General features: G+C 59.5%; 13 protein-coding genes. 8 read left to right on the top strand and 5 right to left on the bottom strand.

The window, feature by feature from the left end:
• Positions 1 to 120 precede the first annotated feature (120 nt).
• The 5 genes from rlmF to J2X66_RS10035 form a co-directional block, all read right to left on the bottom strand.
• The gene (rlmF, locus tag J2X66_RS10055; RefSeq protein WP_310263673.1) at positions 121 to 1,143 is read right to left on the bottom strand and encodes a 23S rRNA (adenine(1618)-N(6))-methyltransferase RlmF; all 1,023 of its coding nucleotides are present in this window, start codon (positions 1,141 to 1,143) and stop codon (positions 121 to 123) included.
• A gap of 243 nt (positions 1,144 to 1,386) precedes the next feature.
• Positions 1,387 to 4,233 (bottom strand): valine--tRNA ligase, encoded by a 2,847-nt coding sequence (locus tag J2X66_RS10050; RefSeq protein WP_310263671.1) that lies wholly within the window; start codon positions 4,231 to 4,233, stop codon positions 1,387 to 1,389.
• A gap of 224 nt (positions 4,234 to 4,457) precedes the next feature.
• Positions 4,458 to 4,847 carry a DNA polymerase III subunit chi gene (locus J2X66_RS10045; RefSeq protein ID WP_310263668.1) on the bottom strand — a complete coding sequence of 130 codons (390 nt, stop codon included), beginning with the start codon at positions 4,845 to 4,847 and terminating at the stop codon, positions 4,458 to 4,460.
• Positions 4,848 to 4,855: 8 nt separating this feature from the next.
• Positions 4,856 to 5,284 carry a DNA polymerase III subunit chi gene (locus J2X66_RS10040; RefSeq protein WP_310263666.1) on the bottom strand — a complete coding sequence of 143 codons (429 nt, stop codon included), beginning with the start codon at positions 5,282 to 5,284 and terminating at the stop codon, positions 4,856 to 4,858.
• Between the two features lie 60 nt (positions 5,285 to 5,344).
• Positions 5,345 to 6,835, bottom strand: coding sequence for a leucyl aminopeptidase (locus J2X66_RS10035; protein WP_310263664.1), 1,491 nt, complete (start codon positions 6,833 to 6,835; stop codon positions 5,345 to 5,347).
• Positions 6,836 to 7,143: 308 nt separating this feature from the next.
• Here J2X66_RS10035 and lptF point away from each other — a divergent pair, with 308 nt between their 5' ends.
• The 8 genes from lptF to pdxJ all read left to right on the top strand — a co-directional run bounded on the left by lptF (position 7,144) and on the right by pdxJ (position 15,557).
• Positions 7,144 to 8,262 carry an LPS export ABC transporter permease LptF gene (lptF, locus tag J2X66_RS10030; protein ID WP_027924881.1) on the top strand — a complete coding sequence of 373 codons (1,119 nt, stop codon included), beginning with the start codon at positions 7,144 to 7,146 and terminating at the stop codon, positions 8,260 to 8,262.
• Positions 8,255 to 9,316, top strand: coding sequence for an LPS export ABC transporter permease LptG (gene lptG / locus J2X66_RS10025; protein WP_310263660.1), 1,062 nt, complete (start codon positions 8,255 to 8,257; stop codon positions 9,314 to 9,316). Before lptF ends, lptG begins: the two co-directional genes overlap by 8 nt.
• Before the next feature lie 170 nt (positions 9,317 to 9,486).
• Positions 9,487 to 11,286, top strand: coding sequence for a translation elongation factor 4 (gene lepA / locus J2X66_RS10020; protein ID WP_027924883.1), 1,800 nt, complete (start codon positions 9,487 to 9,489; stop codon positions 11,284 to 11,286).
• A 5-nt stretch (positions 11,287 to 11,291) separates the two neighbouring features.
• Positions 11,292 to 12,146 carry a signal peptidase I gene (gene lepB, locus J2X66_RS10015; protein WP_310263658.1) on the top strand — a complete coding sequence of 285 codons (855 nt, stop codon included), beginning with the start codon at positions 11,292 to 11,294 and terminating at the stop codon, positions 12,144 to 12,146.
• 184 nt (positions 12,147 to 12,330) lie between these two features.
• Positions 12,331 to 13,020 carry a ribonuclease III gene (gene rnc, locus J2X66_RS10010; protein ID WP_027924885.1) on the top strand — a complete coding sequence of 230 codons (690 nt, stop codon included), beginning with the start codon at positions 12,331 to 12,333 and terminating at the stop codon, positions 13,018 to 13,020.
• Positions 13,013 to 13,915: a GTPase Era gene (era, locus tag J2X66_RS10005; protein ID WP_027924886.1), complete on the top strand. Its 903-nt coding sequence runs from the start codon at positions 13,013 to 13,015 to the stop codon at positions 13,913 to 13,915. Before rnc ends, era begins: the two co-directional genes overlap by 8 nt.
• 167 nt (positions 13,916 to 14,082) lie before the next feature.
• On the top strand, positions 14,083 to 14,766 hold the full coding sequence (recO, locus tag J2X66_RS10000; RefSeq protein ID WP_310263654.1) for a DNA repair protein RecO: 684 nt from the start codon (positions 14,083 to 14,085) through the stop codon (positions 14,764 to 14,766).
• Positions 14,767 to 14,813: 47 nt separating this feature from the next.
• Positions 14,814 to 15,557: a pyridoxine 5'-phosphate synthase gene (gene pdxJ / locus J2X66_RS09995; RefSeq protein ID WP_310263652.1), complete on the top strand. Its 744-nt coding sequence runs from the start codon at positions 14,814 to 14,816 to the stop codon at positions 15,555 to 15,557.
• The last annotated feature ends 60 nt before the right edge of the window (positions 15,558 to 15,617 follow it).

Raw genomic sequence — 15,617 nt, 5'->3', positions numbered from 1 at the left:
CGGAGCAATCCGGGCACGGTTTTTTTGTATCTGCGATTTGCCTATTGTCCTGCAGCACCATTAAACCAATGCAGGAGTGAGCCAGCTCGCTCCTACAGTCGATTTGTGTCGGTTAGTTACTCAGCTTTTTTTAACCCAGCGTTCGCGCCAGACCTGCTGCTCGGATTTGGTCTGGAAGGTCCAGGCCACGAAGCGGCTCTGCTTCTGTCCTTGGGACATTTCCACCACCTGGCTTTCCAGCACGCCGGCTTTTTTCAGTGCCGTCTGGATTGCAGGCAGGTTCGAAGCCTTCGAGACCAGCGTGCTGAACCACAGCACTTTATGCTGGAAACTTGCACTTTCGGCGATCAGTTGCGTCACAAACCGCGCTTCGCCGCCTTCACACCACAGCTCAGCCGATTGACCACCGAAGTTCAGCACCGGCAATTTACGTTTAGGGTCGGCACGGCCCAGGGCGCGCCATTTACGCTCGCTGCCCTTGGTCGCCTCGTCCATCGAGGCGTGGAACGGCGGGTTGCACATGGTCAGGTCAAAGCGTTCACCCGGCTCCAGCAAGCCCAGCAGGATGTGCTTGGGATTATTTTGCTGACGCAACTGGATGGCTTTGTTCAGACCGTTGGACTGCACGATGGCTTTGGCGGCAGCGACGGCCGTCGGGTCGATTTCCGAACCCAGGAAGTGCCAGCGGTAGTCGCTGTAGCCGATCAACGGATAGACGCAGTTGGCGCCCATGCCGATGTCGAGCACCTTGACCGGCGCGCCGCGAGGGATTTCACCGTCATTGACGCTGGCCAGCAAGTCGGCGAGGAAGTGCACGTAGTCGGCACGCCCCGGAACCGGTGGGCAGAGATAATCCGCCGGGATGTCCCAATGCGCGATGCCGTAAAACGACTTGAGCAACGCCCGGTTGAACACACGCACCGCGTCGGGGCTGGCGAAGTCGATGCTTTCCTTGCCGTACGGGTTGATGATCACGAACTTCGCCAGTTCCGGCGTGGTTTTGATCAGTGCCGGGAAGTCGTAGCGACCCTGATGGCGGTTGCGCGGGTGCAGGCTGGCTTTTTCACGCGGTTCCACGGCTTTGGCCGGGGTGGCGGTGTCAGGCTTTTTGCGCGCAGGTCTTGGTGTGCGGGGGGCGTTCATGGGCGTTGTCGATTCGGGTATGGCTAAAAGTGGCGGGTATTGTCCCACATCCAGCCGTTGTGAACCCAATTGTGACAAACACCACATTCTCCTGTGGGCGAGCTTGCTCGCGATGGCGGTATAGCTGCCGACTCAATGTTGAATGTAATGACCTTATCGCGAGCAAACTCGCTCCCACAGGGGAATATGGGGGCCATAAAAAAGGAGGCCGCATGGGCCTCCCTCTTTCATTGCGATATGCCGTTACAGACTGGCAATTCGCGCATGCTGCTCGGCCAGCTTGCCCAAAGCCTGTTCGGCTTCAGCCAGTTTGGCGCGCTCTTTCTCGATGACTTCAGCCGGAGCCTTGTCGACGAAACCGGCGTTGGACAGTTTTCCGCCCACGCGTTGGACTTCTCCCTGCAAGCGCAGGATTTCCTTGTCCAGGCGCGCCAGTTCGGCGTCCTTGTCGATCAGGCCAGCCATCGGCACCAGCACTTCCATCTCGCCCACCAGTGCGGTGGCGGACAGCGGTGCTTCTTCGCCGGCAGCCAGCACAGTGATCGATTCAAGACGAGCCAGCTTCTTCAGCAGTGCTTCGTTCTCGGTGAGACGGCGCTGATCTTCGGCACTGACGTTCTTCAGGTAGATCGGCAGCGGCTTGCCAGGACCAATGTTCATTTCGCCACGGATGTTACGCGTGCCGAGCATCAGTTCCTTGAGCCATTCGATATCGTTCTCGGCCGCCGGATCGATGCGCTCTTCATTGGCCACTGGCCAAGGTTGCAGCATGATCGTCTTGCCCTGAATACCGGCCAGCGGCGCGATGCGCTGCCAGATTTCTTCGGTGATGAACGGCATGAACGGGTGCGCCAGACGCAACGCCACTTCCAGGACGCGAACCAGTGTACGGCGGGTGCCGCGCTGACGCTCGAGCGGGGCGTTTTCGTCCCACAGCACAGGCTTGGACAGTTCCAGGTACCAGTCGCAATACTGGTTCCAGATGAACTCGTACAGGGCTTGTGCCGCCAGGTCGAAACGGAACTGGTCGAGTTGACGGGTCACTTCAGCTTCAGTGCGTTGCAGCTGCGAGATGATCCAGCGATCCGCCAGGGACAGTTCGTAGGCTTCGCCGTTCTGGCCGCAGTCTTCGCCCTTGTCCAGAACATAACGCGCGGCGTTCCAGATCTTGTTGCAGAAGTTGCGATAGCCTTCAACTCGGCCCATGTCGAACTTGATGTCACGGCCGGTGGACGCCAGCGAGCAGAAGGTGAAACGCAGGGCGTCGGTGCCGTAACTGGCGATACCGTCGGCGAACTCGTCGCGGGTCTGCTTCTCGATCTTCTTCGCCAGTTTCGGCTGCATCAGGCCGGAGGTGCGTTTCTGCACCAGCTCTTCCAGTTCGATACCGTCGATGATGTCCAGCGGGTCCAGGACGTTGCCCTTGGACTTGGACATCTTCTGGCCTTGGCCATCACGCACCAGGCCGTGCACATAAACGGTCTTGAACGGAACCTGCGGCGTGCCGTCTTCGTTCTTCACCAAATGCATGGTCAGCATGATCATCCGGGCAACCCAGAAGAAAATGATGTCGAAACCGGTCACCAATACGTCGGTGGAGTGGAATTTCTTCAGGAATTCGGTCTGCTCAGGCCAGCCGAGCGTGGAGAAGGTCCACAGGCCCGAACTGAACCAGGTGTCGAGAACGTCGTTATCCTGTTGCAGTGCAATGTCCGGACCGAGGTTGTTCTTGGCGCGTACTTCGGCTTCGTCGCGACCGACGTAGACTTTGCCCGACTCGTCGTACCAGGCCGGAATCCGGTGGCCCCACCACAACTGACGGCTGATGCACCAATCCTGGATGTCGCGCATCCACGAGAAGTACATGTTTTCGTATTGCTTGGGCACGAACTGGATGCGGCCATCTTCAACGGCTGCAATCGCTGGCTCGGCCAACGGCTTGGTCGACACGTACCACTGGTCGGTCAGCCATGGCTCGATAATCGTGCCGGAGCGGTCGCCTTTCGGCACTTTCAGGGCGTGATCATTGACGCTGACCAGCAGGCCGGCGGCGTCGAATGCAGCAACGATTTGCTTGCGGGCTTCAAAGCGGTCGAGGCCGGCGTATTCGGCCGGGATCTTGCCGTCGATGCTTTCGTTCAGCGTGCCGTCGAGGTTGAACACCTGACAGGCTGGCAGTACGGCTGCGTTCTTGTCGAAGATGTTCAGCAGCGGCAGGTTGTGACGCTTGCCGACTTCATAGTCGTTGAAATCGTGGGCCGGGGTGATTTTCACGCAACCGGTGCCGAATTCAGGGTCGCAGTAATCGTCGGCGATGATCGGGATGCGGCGGCCGACCAGCGGCAGCTCGACAAATTTGCCGATCAGGGCTTTGTAACGTTCATCGTTCGGGTTTACCGCGACGGCGGCGTCGCCGAGCATGGTTTCCGGGCGAGTGGTCGCGACGATCAGGTAATCATTGCCTTCCGCGGTTTTGACGCCATCGGCCAGCGGGTACTTGAGGTTCCACAGGAAACCTTTCTCGTCGTGGTTTTCCACTTCGAGGTCGGAAATCGCCGTGTGCAACTTGGTGTCCCAGTTGACCAGACGCTTGCCGCGGTAGATCAGGCCGTCTTCATGCAGGCGCACGAAGGCTTCTTTCACTGATTCCGAGAGGCCGTCATCCATGGTGAAGCGCTCGCGGCTCCAGTCGACGGACGAGCCGAGGCGACGGATCTGACGGCTGATGTTGCCGCCGGATTCATCCTTCCATTCCCAGATCTTCTCGAGAAACTTCTCGCGACCCAGGTCGTGGCGGCTCTGGCCTTTGGCTTCGAGTTGACGCTCCACCAGCATCTGCGTGGCGATACCGGCGTGGTCGGTGCCCGGCTGCCACAGGGTGTTGCGACCCTGCATGCGGCGGAAACGTATCAGGGCGTCCATGATCGCGTTGTTGAAGCCGTGACCCATGTGCAGGCTGCCGGTGACGTTCGGCGGCGGGATCATGATGGTGTAGGACTCGCCCGCGCCTTGCGGGGCGAAGTAATTCTCAGACTCCCAAGTGTTGTACCAGGAAGTTTCAATGGCGTGCGGCTGGTAGGTCTTATCCATGCGCGGCGGGACCCTATTGGCATTTATTCAGGAAAAGCCGGCAAGTATAGCGGGGCATGGGGCGCAGGGCGAGCAGGTGCGGACAGGGCGCAGTCAAATCCAGCGCTGATCTGCTGTGGGATCGAGCTTGCTCGCGATGGCGGTCGGTCAGTCAACATGGATGTTGAATGTGATGGTCTCATCGCGAGCAAGCTCGATCCCACAGGGATTGGGGGTAATTCTGGTTATTCGTATTGACTGAGAAGCCGTTCCATCCGTGCATCAAGGCGGCGTTTGATTTCGGTTTCAATATGCGGGGCGAAGTCGTCGATCACGTCTTGCATGATCAACATCGCCGCAGCGCGCAGTTCGCCGTCCAGGTGCAGCAGGGCGTCGGGGCCTTTGCTGGTGTTCGGCGCGGATTGCGCGGCAGGGGCGGGCGGTGGTGTTGGTTCGACCGGCTGCGGCGCATTGCCGACAGACTCGAACAACATGGGAATCTGTTCCTGATCATCGTCGATGACCGTGTCGGTCAGCAGTGGAGGTTGCAGGTTGTCATCGCCGAGCAATTGGCGGATCGACTCGAGGTCGTCCAGCAGGTGCGCGGACTTTTGCTGCGGTTTCGGAGTGTCCATCGGAATGCTCAGAGTCGCTGTAAACGGTGGTCTTGCAGAGGATAGCCCTGTTCGCGGTAGAAACGGAAACTCTCCCGCGCAGCCGCACGAATCGTCGGATCTTCCACCACCACTTCCGCCACGCGGGCGAATTTGTTGGCGAATACCGGCACTTTCAGGTCGAGATTGACCAGCAGATCCTGGTGCTGACCGCAGTCTTCACCCAGTCCCAGCACAATCAAACCGTCCGGTTCACTGTCGGCGGGCCCATGAGGCACGAAGCTTTCGCCCTTGAACGCCCAAAGGCGCGCATCAAGGTCGTCGCGCTGGCTAGCGTCGCTGCAATGCAGGTAAATACGGTGGCCCATGCGCCAGGCTTTTTCGGTGAGCTTGCAGGCGAAATCCAGCCGTGCCGAAGGATCGGCGCTGGGCAGGATATAGAAGTCGACTTTGGTCATTGCGGTTCCTGAGCCAGGCACGGCGCTGCCCGAAGGCAACGCCACCCCGGTTCATCGGTTTCAGGCTTTGGCGCGGTCCAGCAGGTATTGGGTCAGCAATGGAACCGGACGGCCAGTGGCGCCCTTGTCCTTGCCGCCGCTGGTCCATGCGGTGCCGGCGATGTCCAGGTGCGCCCAGTTCAGGTTCTTGGTGAAGCGCGACAGGAAGCAAGCAGCGGTGATGGTCCCGGCTTTCGGCCCGCCAATGTTGGCGATGTCGGCGAACGGGCTGTCCAGCTGCTCCTGGTACTCATCGAACAGCGGCAACTGCCAGGCGCGGTCGTCAGCGGTCTGGCCGGCGCTCAGCAGTTGGCCGATCAGTTCGTCGTTATTACCCAGCAGGCCCGAAGTGTGGGCGCCCAGGGCCACGACGCAGGCACCGGTCAGGGTCGCGATGTCGATCACGGCTTGCGGCTTGAAGCGTTCGGAGTAGGTCAGGGCATCGCACAGCACCAGACGGCCTTCGGCGTCGGTGTTGAGGATTTCCACGGTCTGGCCGCTCATGGTGGTGACGATGTCGCCCGGACGCGAAGCGTTACCGCTCGGCATGTTCTCGGCGCACGCCAGGATGCACACCAGGTTGATCGGCAGTTTCAGTTCAAGCGCGGCACGCAGGGTGCCGAACACGCTGGCGGCGCCGCCCATGTCGTACTTCATTTCATCCATGCCGGCGCCTGGCTTCAGGCTGATGCCGCCGGTGTCAAAGGTGATGCCTTTGCCAACCAAGGCATACGGCTTCTCGGATTTCTTGCCGCCGTTGTATTGCATGACGATCAAGCGCGGAGGCTGGGCGCTGCCCTGGCCCACGGCGTAGAACGAACCCATTCCCAGTTCCTTGATTTTCTTTTCATCAAGAACTTCTACTTTCAGGGTTTTGAATTCTTTGCCGAGGTTCTTGGCCTGCTCGCCGAGGAACGTCGGGTGGCAGATGTTCGGCGGCAGGTTGCCCAGGTTACGGGTGAAGGCCATGCCGTTGGCGATGGCGGTGGCGTGAGCCACGGCGCGCTCGACTTCAGCCTGCGCAGCCTTGATGGTCAGCAGGGTGACTTTCTTCAGGGCGCGAGGTTCGGCTTTCTGGCTCTTGAACTGGTCGAAGGTGTATTCGCCGTCCACCAGCGTTTCAGCCAGCAGGCGGGTCTTGCCGTAGCTGTCGCGGCCCTTGACCACGATTTCGTCCAGCGCCAGCACGGCGTCGGTGCCGCCCAGGCCTTTCAGGGTGTTGAGTACGCCGGCAATGATTTTGCGGAACGGGCGGTCGCCCAGCTCTTCGTCCTTGCCCACGCCAACCAGCAGCACGCGGTCAGCCTTGAGGTTCGGCAGGCTGTGCAGCAACAGGCTCTGGCCGACTTTGCCGGCGAGGTCGCCGCGCTTGAGCACAGCGCTGATCGCACCACCACTCAGTTCGTCCAGCTGTTTGGCCGCGGCGCCGAGCTTTCGGCCTTCGCCGACGGCGACGACCAGCGTGGCGGTCTTCAACGTTTCTGGGCTAACGCTTTTTACAACCAGTTCCATGTCCGGGTCCCTGAATAATGGTCAACGTGCGTGGGCAAAACGGCGACGCACAGACGCTTGCTTATATAGATGGTAAGACGCGGGTCACGGCCCGCGACAAAGGCCGCAGTTTGAACCTCGCTCCCTGCGCCTGACAACCCTCGGTTGTACGATCTTCAACGCATTGAACGCCAGCTTGAGCATGCGCAGTGACAGGGGCACTCATTCACAGGATAATGCGCCATCTTTTTCGGCGGCTCTGCCCTGCAGGCTGTCTGATACGTTTGCTTGTTTGGCCGCCTTAGCCTGACAACCCTGGAGTGTCTGGTTTGATTGTCTTCCGTTATCTGTCCCGCGAAGTCCTGTTGACCTTGAGCGCTGTCAGCGCTGTGCTGCTGGTCATCATCATGAGCGGTCGCTTCATCAAGTACCTCGCCCAGGCGGCCTCGGGCCTGCTGGATCCGGGCTCGCTGTTCCTGATCATGGGCTTCCGCCTGCCGGGCTTCCTGCAGCTGATCCTGCCGCTGGGCCTGTTTCTCGGGATCCTGCTGGCGTACGGTCGTCTGTACCTCGAAAGCGAAATGACCGTGCTGTCGGCCACCGGCATGAGCCAGCAGCGACTGTTTGTCATTACCCTGTTTCCGGCCACGCTGGTGGCATTGATCGTGGCCTGGCTGAGCCTGAGCCTGGCGCCACAAGGTGCCAATCAGTTCCAGCTGCTGCTGAATAAACAGGATGCGCTGACCGAGTTCGATACCCTCGAGCCGGGTCGCTTCCAGGCGTTGCGTGACGGGACCCGGGTGACCTACACCGAACAGTTGACCGATGATCGCGTCAATCTGGCAGGTGTGTTCATTTCGCAAAAGAACACCAACTCTGACCAGAAGGATCGCGGGATTTCCGTGCTGGTAGCTGAGAAGGGCCGCCAGGAAATCCGCCCGGACGGCAACCGCTACCTGATTCTCGACAACGGTTATCGCTACGACGGTAATCCGGGGCAGGCCGACTATCGTGCGATCAAGTACGACGAGTACGGGGTATTGCTGCCAAAGCCGGACGTCAGTGACGAAGTGACCGACCGTGATGCGATGAGCACTCGTTCCTTGATGGGGACCGAGGACACTCGCTTGCGCGCCGAGTTGCAATGGCGTCTGTCCTTGCCGTTGCTGGTGTTCATCGTGACGCTAATGGCGGTGCCGTTGTCGCGGGTCAACCCGCGCCAGGGCCGTTTCCTCAAGCTGCTGCCGGCGATTCTTCTTTATATGGCTTACTTGACCATCCTGATTGCCGCCCGTGGCGCCCTCGATAAGGGCAAGATCCCGCCGGCCCTGGGGTTATGGTGGGTTCACGGGGTGTTTCTGATCATTGGTCTCGGGTTGCTTTACTGGGAGCCGTTGCGCCTGAAGATGGCGAGTCGCCGCAGCGCGCTGGAGGTGGCTCGTGGTTAAGCTCGATCGCTACATCGGTAGCAGCGTATTCATGGCCATCCTGGCGGTACTGGGGATCATTCTCGGCCTGGCGACACTGTTTGCCTTCATCGACGAGATGAGCGAAGTCAGCGATACCTATACGCTGATGGATGCTTGCAGTTACGTCTTGCTGACGGCGCCGCGCCGTCTTTACGACATGTTGCCAATGGCGGCACTGATCGGGTGCCTGATTGGCCTGGGCAGTCTGGCCAGCAACAGTGAGCTGACCATCATGCGCGCTGCGGGTGTGTCGATCGGTCGTATCGTCTGGGCGGTCATGAAGCCGATGCTGATCCTGATGGTCGTGGGCGTGCTGGTCGGCGAGTACGTGGCGCCAGCCACCGAAGTCACGGCACAAGCCAACCGCTCGCTGGCCCAGGGCAGTGGCGATGCGCAAAGCGCCAAACATGGCTTGTGGCACCGCCAGGGTGATGAGTTCATCCACGTCAACTCGGTGCAGCCTAACGGTATTCTTTACGGTGTGACCCGCTATCGCTTCGATAAGGAGCGGCACATGCTGTCGTCAAGCTTCGCCAAGCGTGCCGAGTTCGACAAGGATCACTGGCAGCTCAGCGACGTCACGACCACGGTGTTCCATGACAAGAGCACCGAAGTGGTCACCACCCCCGTCGAGCGCTGGGATATTGCCCTGAGCCCGCAGTTACTGGACACCGTGGTGATGGCGCCCGAGTCGCTGTCGATCAGCGGATTGTGGGGTTACATCCACTATCTGGCGGATCAGGGCCTGAGCAATGGCCGCTACTGGCTGGCGTTTTGGGTCAAGGTCTTGCAGCCACTGGTGACGGCGGCGCTGGTACTGATGGCGATTTCCTTCATCTTTGGTCCTTTGCGTTCTGTGACCCTCGGTCAGCGTGTGTTTACCGGCGTTCTGGTGGGCTTCACCTTCCGTATCGTCCAGGATTTGCTGGGGCCTTCGAGCCTGGTGTTCGGTTTCTCGCCGCTGTTTGCGGTGCTGATTCCGGCCGGTGTCTGTGCCCTGGCGGGCGTCTGGCTGCTGCGCCGGGCCGGTTGATCGGGGGTTTTTCCTGACCCCGTCGCCATCTGAAACGCCCCTGTCGCAAGACCGGGGCGTTTTTGTACGTGCCGTCTGACCTGCGAACGTGACGCTTGCGCCGTGGATCAGGTACAATTCCCGGCTATTTTTCGGCGGGCTATGCCTGCAGCCTTTTTGAGTGTTGATCCGTGAGTGATTTGAGTCATATCCGCAATTTCTCCATCATCGCCCACATTGACCATGGCAAGTCGACGCTGGCTGATCGATTCATCCAGATGTGCGGCGGCCTTGCCGAGCGCGAAATGGAAGCCCAGGTACTGGACTCCATGGACCTGGAGCGTGAACGCGGGATCACCATCAAGGCCCACAGCGTCACCCTTTATTACACCGCTCGCGATGGCATCAAGTACCAGCTGAACTTCATTGACACCCCCGGCCACGTTGACTTCACCTATGAAGTCAGCCGGTCGCTGGCGGCCTGTGAAGGTGCGTTGCTGGTGGTCGATGCCGGTCAGGGCGTTGAAGCGCAGTCGGTTGCCAACTGCTACACGGCGATCGAGCAGGGCCTGGAAGTCATGCCGGTCCTGAACAAGATCGACCTGCCACAGGCCGATCCGGACCGCGTCAAAGAAGAAATCGAAAAAATCATCGGTATCGATGCTACCGATGCGGTCGAGTGCTCGGCCAAGACCGGTCTGGGCGTCGACGAAGTGCTCGAGCGCCTGGTCGCGACCATTCCTGCACCGACCGGCAACTACGAAGATCCGCTGCAAGCGTTGATCATCGACTCCTGGTTCGACAACTACCTGGGCGTTGTTTCCCTGGTGCGCGTGCGTCACGGTCGTGTGAAGAAGGGCGACAAGATCCTGGTCAAATCCACCGGCAAGATCCACCTGGTGGACAGCGTCGGTGTCTTCAACCCGAAACACACCCCGACGGTTGACCTGAAGGCCGGTGAAGTAGGCTTCATCATCGCCAGCATCAAGGACATTCACGGTGCGCCAGTGGGTGACACCCTGACCTTGAGCTCGACGCCAGACGTCGACGTGCTGCCAGGTTTCAAACGCATTCAGCCGCAGGTTTACGCCGGTCTGTTCCCGGTCAGCTCCGACGACTTCGAAGATTTCCGTGAAGCCCTGCAAAAGCTCACGCTCAACGACTCGTCCCTGCAGTACACCCCGGAAAGCTCCGACGCTCTGGGCTTCGGCTTCCGTTGCGGGTTCCTCGGCATGCTGCACATGGAAATCATCCAGGAGCGCCTGGAGCGCGAGTACAACCTGGACCTGATCACCACGGCGCCGACGGTAATTTTCGAACTGTTGCTGAAAACCGGTGAAACGATTTACGTCGATAACCCGTCGAAGCTTCCGGACCTGTCCTCGATCGAAGACATGCGTGAGCCGATCGTGCGGGCCAATATTCTTGTGCCGCAAGAGCACCTGGGCAACGTCATTACCCTGTGCATCGAAAAACGTGGCGTGCAACACGACATGTTGTTCCTCGGTTCCCAGGTCCAGGTGACCTACGATTTGCCGATGAACGAAGTGGTCCTGGACTTCTTCGACCGTCTGAAGTCGACCAGCCGGGGTTATGCGTCGCTGGATTATCATTTCGATCGTTATCAATCGGCTAGTCTGGTGAAACTGGATGTGCTGATCAACGGTGACAAGGTCGACGCTCTGGCGCTGATCGTGCACAAGGATAACGCGCACTACAAAGGTCGCCAGTTGACCGAGAAGATGAAAGAACTGATTCCGCGCCAGATGTTCGACGTCGCGATCCAGGCCGCCATTGGCGGGCAGATCATTGCGCGAACCTCCGTCAAGGCTCTCAGAAAGAACGTATTGGCCAAATGCTACGGCGGTGACGTTAGCCGTAAGAAGAAACTGCTTGAAAAGCAAAAGGCCGGTAAAAAACGCATGAAGCAAGTCGGCAACGTGGAAATTCCACAAGAAGCCTTCCTTGCAGTGCTCAGGTTGGATAGTTAGGTCCTATGTCACTAAATTTCCCGCTGTTGCTGGTCATCGCCGTGTTTGTCTGCGGCCTGTTGGCGTTGCTCGATCTGGTTTTCCTGGCGCCGCGTCGGCGTGCTGCCATTGCCTCCTATCAGGGCAGCGTCAGCCAGCCTGACGGGATGGTGATCGAGAAACTGAACAAAGAGCCGCTGCTGGTCGAATACGGCAAGTCGTTCTTCCCGGTGTTGTTCATCGTGCTGGTCCTGCGTTCGTTCCTGGTGGAGCCGTTCCAGATTCCGTCCGGCTCGATGAAACCGACTCTGGACGTGGGCGACTTCATTCTGGTGAACAAGTTTTCTTACGGGATCCGCCTGCCGGTGATCGACAAGAAAGTCATCGAAGTCGGTGATCCGCAGCGCGGCGATGTGATGGTGTTCCGTTATCCGAGCGATCCGAACGTCAACTACATCAAGCGTGTAGTAGGTCTGCCGGGCGACACGATTCGCTACACCGCCGACAAGCGTCTGTTCGTCAACGGCGAGTCGATTGCCGAGCAGCTGGTAGGCTCCGAGCCGGGCACGCTGGGCAGCGCTGAGCTCTACAAGGAAAAACTCGGCGTTGCCGAGCACTTGATCCGCAAGGAAATGAGCCGCTATCGCGCCACGCCGGACCATTCGTGGACCGTGCCCGCCGGGCACTTTTTCATGATGGGCGACAACCGCGACAACTCCAACGACAGTCGCTACTGGGATGATCCAAGCATTCCCAAGGATCTGCTGGGCATGGTTCCCGACAAGAATATCGTCGGCAAGGCCTTCGCAGTCTGGATGAGCTGGCCGGAACCCAAACTCAGTCACCTGCCGAATTTCTCGCGGGTTGGCCTGATCAAGTAATCACACACGGCGCTGTTGAACACAGCGCCGAATGCTTTTCTGGAGTCGGCACAATCGGCGCCAGCAGCATGAAGCCAATGATATTCAGGACGTTATTTTTGAACACAGCGTTAATTGTCCCAGGCCTGCGCCGTATCACGGCGATGGCGGTGGAATCCAACCACGAACTCAGCGTGGGTAAACCGTGAGCGTCTCCTTAAGTCGTCTCGAGCGTCAGCTCGGCTACACCTTCAAGGACCAGGAACTGATGGTTCTGGCCCTGACTCACCGCAGCTTTGCCGGGCGTAACAACGAACGCCTGGAGTTCCTCGGTGATGCCATTCTTAACTTCGTCGCTGGCGAGGCGCTGTTCGATCGCTTCCCGCTGGCCCGCGAAGGCCAGTTGTCGCGTTTGCGCGCACGCCTGGTGAAAGGTGAGACGCTGGCCGTACTGGCTCGCGGTTTCGATCTGGGCGACTACCTGCGCCTGGGCTCCGGTGAACTGAAAAGCGGCGGCTTCCGTCGCGAGTCGATTCTGGCCGATGCTCTGGAAGCGCTGATTGGCGCGATCTACCTCGACGCCGGCATGGACATGGCGCGCGAGCGTGTGTTGGCCTGGCTGGCTGGTGAGTTCGAAGGCCTGACGCTGGTCGACACCAACAAAGATCCAAAAACCCGCCTGCAGGAATTCCTGCAATCGCGTGGTTGTGAGCTGCCACGTTACGAAGTGGTGGATATCCAGGGTGAGCCGCATTGCCGGACGTTCTTCGTCGAATGTGAAATCACCTTACTGAATGAAAAAAGCCGAGGTCAGGGTGTGAGTCGTCGTATTGCCGAACAGGTAGCGGCCGCCGCAGCACTTATTGCCCTGGGTGTGGAGAATGGCAATGACTGATACAAACGCAACTCGCTGTGGCTATGTTGCCATCGTCGGCCGTCCCAACGTGGGCAAGTCCACGCTGCTGAATCATATCCTGGGTCAGAAACTGGCGATCACCTCGCGCAAGCCGCAAACCACCCGCCACAACATGCTGGGCATCAAGACCGAAGGTGCCGTGCAGGCGATCTACGTCGACACCCCGGGCATGCACAAGGGCGGCGAAAAGGCGTTGAACCGCTACATGAACAAGACCGCTTCGGCGGCGTTGAAAGACGTCGACGTGGTGATCTTCGTGGTTGACCGCACCAAGTGGACCGACGAAGACCAGATGGTTCTCGAGCGCGTCCAGTACGTGACCGGTCCGCTGATCGTGGCACTGAACAAGACTGATCGCATCGAAGACAAAGCCGAGCTGATGCCGCACCTGAGCTGGTTGCAGGAACAGCTGCCGAACGCGCAGATCATGCCGATCTCGGCCCAGCACGGGCACAACCTCGAAGCGCTGGAGCGTGTGATCGCCGGTTACCTGCCAGAAAACGATCACTTCTTCCCGGAAGACCAGATCACTGATCGCAGCAGCCGCTTCCTCGCCGCCGAACTGGTGCGCGAGAAAATCATGCGCCAGATGGGCGCCGAGCTGCCGTACCAGATCACCGTGGAAATCGAAGAGTTCAAGCAGCAGGGCAAAACCCTGCACATTCATGCCTTGATCCTCGTTGAACGCGACGGCCAGAAGAAGATCATCATTGGCGACAAGGGCGAGCGCATCAAGCGCATCGGCACCGAGGCGCGCAAGGACATGGAGCTGCTGTTCGACTCCAAAATCATGCTCAACCTCTGGGTGAAAGTGAAAGGCGGCTGGTCCGATGACGAGCGCGCGTTGCGTTCGCTGGGTTACGGCGACCTGTAAGTCTCGGTTTCTGATACACCAGAGAAACCCTGTGGGAGCGGGCTTTCCCGCGATGAGGATGTAATGTTCAGCAGAGATGTTGAATGTATGTCCGCCATCGCGGGCAAGCCCGCTCCCACATTGGTTTTGGGCTGTTTGTAAAACTGCGTTCCGTTATTGAGAACTTCATGTCCCAACCCACCGCCCAGCCCGCCTACGTCCTCCACTCCCGCGCCTACCGCGAAAACAGTGCGTTGGTCGACTTCCTCACGCCGCAAGGTCGGTTGCGGGCGGTGTTGCGCAGTGCGCGGGGCAAGGCAGGGACGTTGGCGCGGCCGTTCGTGCCGCTGGAAGTCGAGTTTCGCGGACGTGGCGAGCTGAAGAACGTCGGGCGGATGGAAGCTGCCGGTGTCTCAACCTGGCTCAGCGGTGAGGCGTTGTTCAGCGGCCTCTACCTCAACGAACTGTTGATCCGTCTATTGCCCTCCGAAGACCCTCATCCCGGAGTATTCGATCACTACGCCGCGACCCTGCTAGCGCTGGCCGAAGGTCGTCCGCTGGAGCCCTTGTTGCGCTCGTTCGAATGGCGCCTGCTGGACGACCTCGGCTACGGCTTTGCGCTGACCATGGACATCCATGGCGAACCCATCGCGCCGGACGGTCTCTACCGTTTGCAGGTGGATGCGGGTCTGGAGCAGGTCTATCTGCTGCAACCCGGTTTGTTCAATGGCGCCGAGCTGTTGGCCATGGCCGATGCCGACTGGACCGCGCCCGGCGCTCTGTCCGCCGCCAAGCGTCTGATGCGCCAGGCATTGGCCGTGCATTTGGGCGGTCGTCCTTTAGTCAGTCGCGAGCTGTTTCGCAAGCCGTAGTCTCCCCGTATGCTGTGCGCCGAATCTTTAAATTCAGGAGCGCTTCCGTGACCACCAGCAATCGCATTCTTCTTGGCGTGAACATCGACCACGTTGCCACCCTGCGTCAGGCCCGGGGCACTCGCTATCCGGATCCGGTCAAGGCGGCGCTGGACGCGGAAGAGGCGGGCGCTGACGGCATCACCGTGCATTTGCGCGAAGACCGCCGGCACATCCAGGAACGCGACGTTCTGCTGCTCAAGGACGTGCTGCAAACCCGCATGAACTTCGAAATGGGCGTCACCGAAGAAATGATGCTGTTCGCCGAGCACATTCGCCCGGCGCACATTTGCCTGGTCCCGGAAACCCGTCAGGAACTGACCACTGAAGGTGGTTTGGACGTAGCGGGGCAGGAAGCGCGGATCAAGGCCTCCGTGGATCGCTTGTCGAAAATCGGTTGCGAAGTGTCGCTGTTTATCGACGCTGATGAGCGCCAGATTGAGGCTTCCCGTCGTGTGGGTGCGCCGGCGATCGAACTGCACACAGGGCGTTATGCCGATGCCGAAACACCGACTGACGTGGCTGAAGAGCTCAAGCGCGTAGCCGATGGTGTAGCGTTTGGCCTGGCTCAGGGGTTGATCGTCAACGCCGGGCACGGTTTGCATTACCACAACGTAGAAGCCGTCGCGGCGATCAAAGGCATCAACGAGCTGAACATTGGCCACGCGCTGGTGGCGCATGCGTTGTTTGTTGGCTTCAAGTCGGCGGTGTCGGAAATGAAAGCGCTGATCCTGGCCGCCGCAAAAGTCTAAAACCCAGACACAAAACCCTGTGGGAGCGAGCTTGTTCCCACATTGGTTTCGGGGCGGCTG

This window comes from Pseudomonas sp. 3296 (assembly GCF_031456615.1).
Lineage (GTDB): Bacteria > Pseudomonadota > Gammaproteobacteria > Pseudomonadales > Pseudomonadaceae > Aquipseudomonas > Aquipseudomonas mucoides.
The sequence above is the reverse complement of the archived record's forward strand: the minus strand, read 5'-3'. Positions and strand labels throughout refer to the sequence as shown.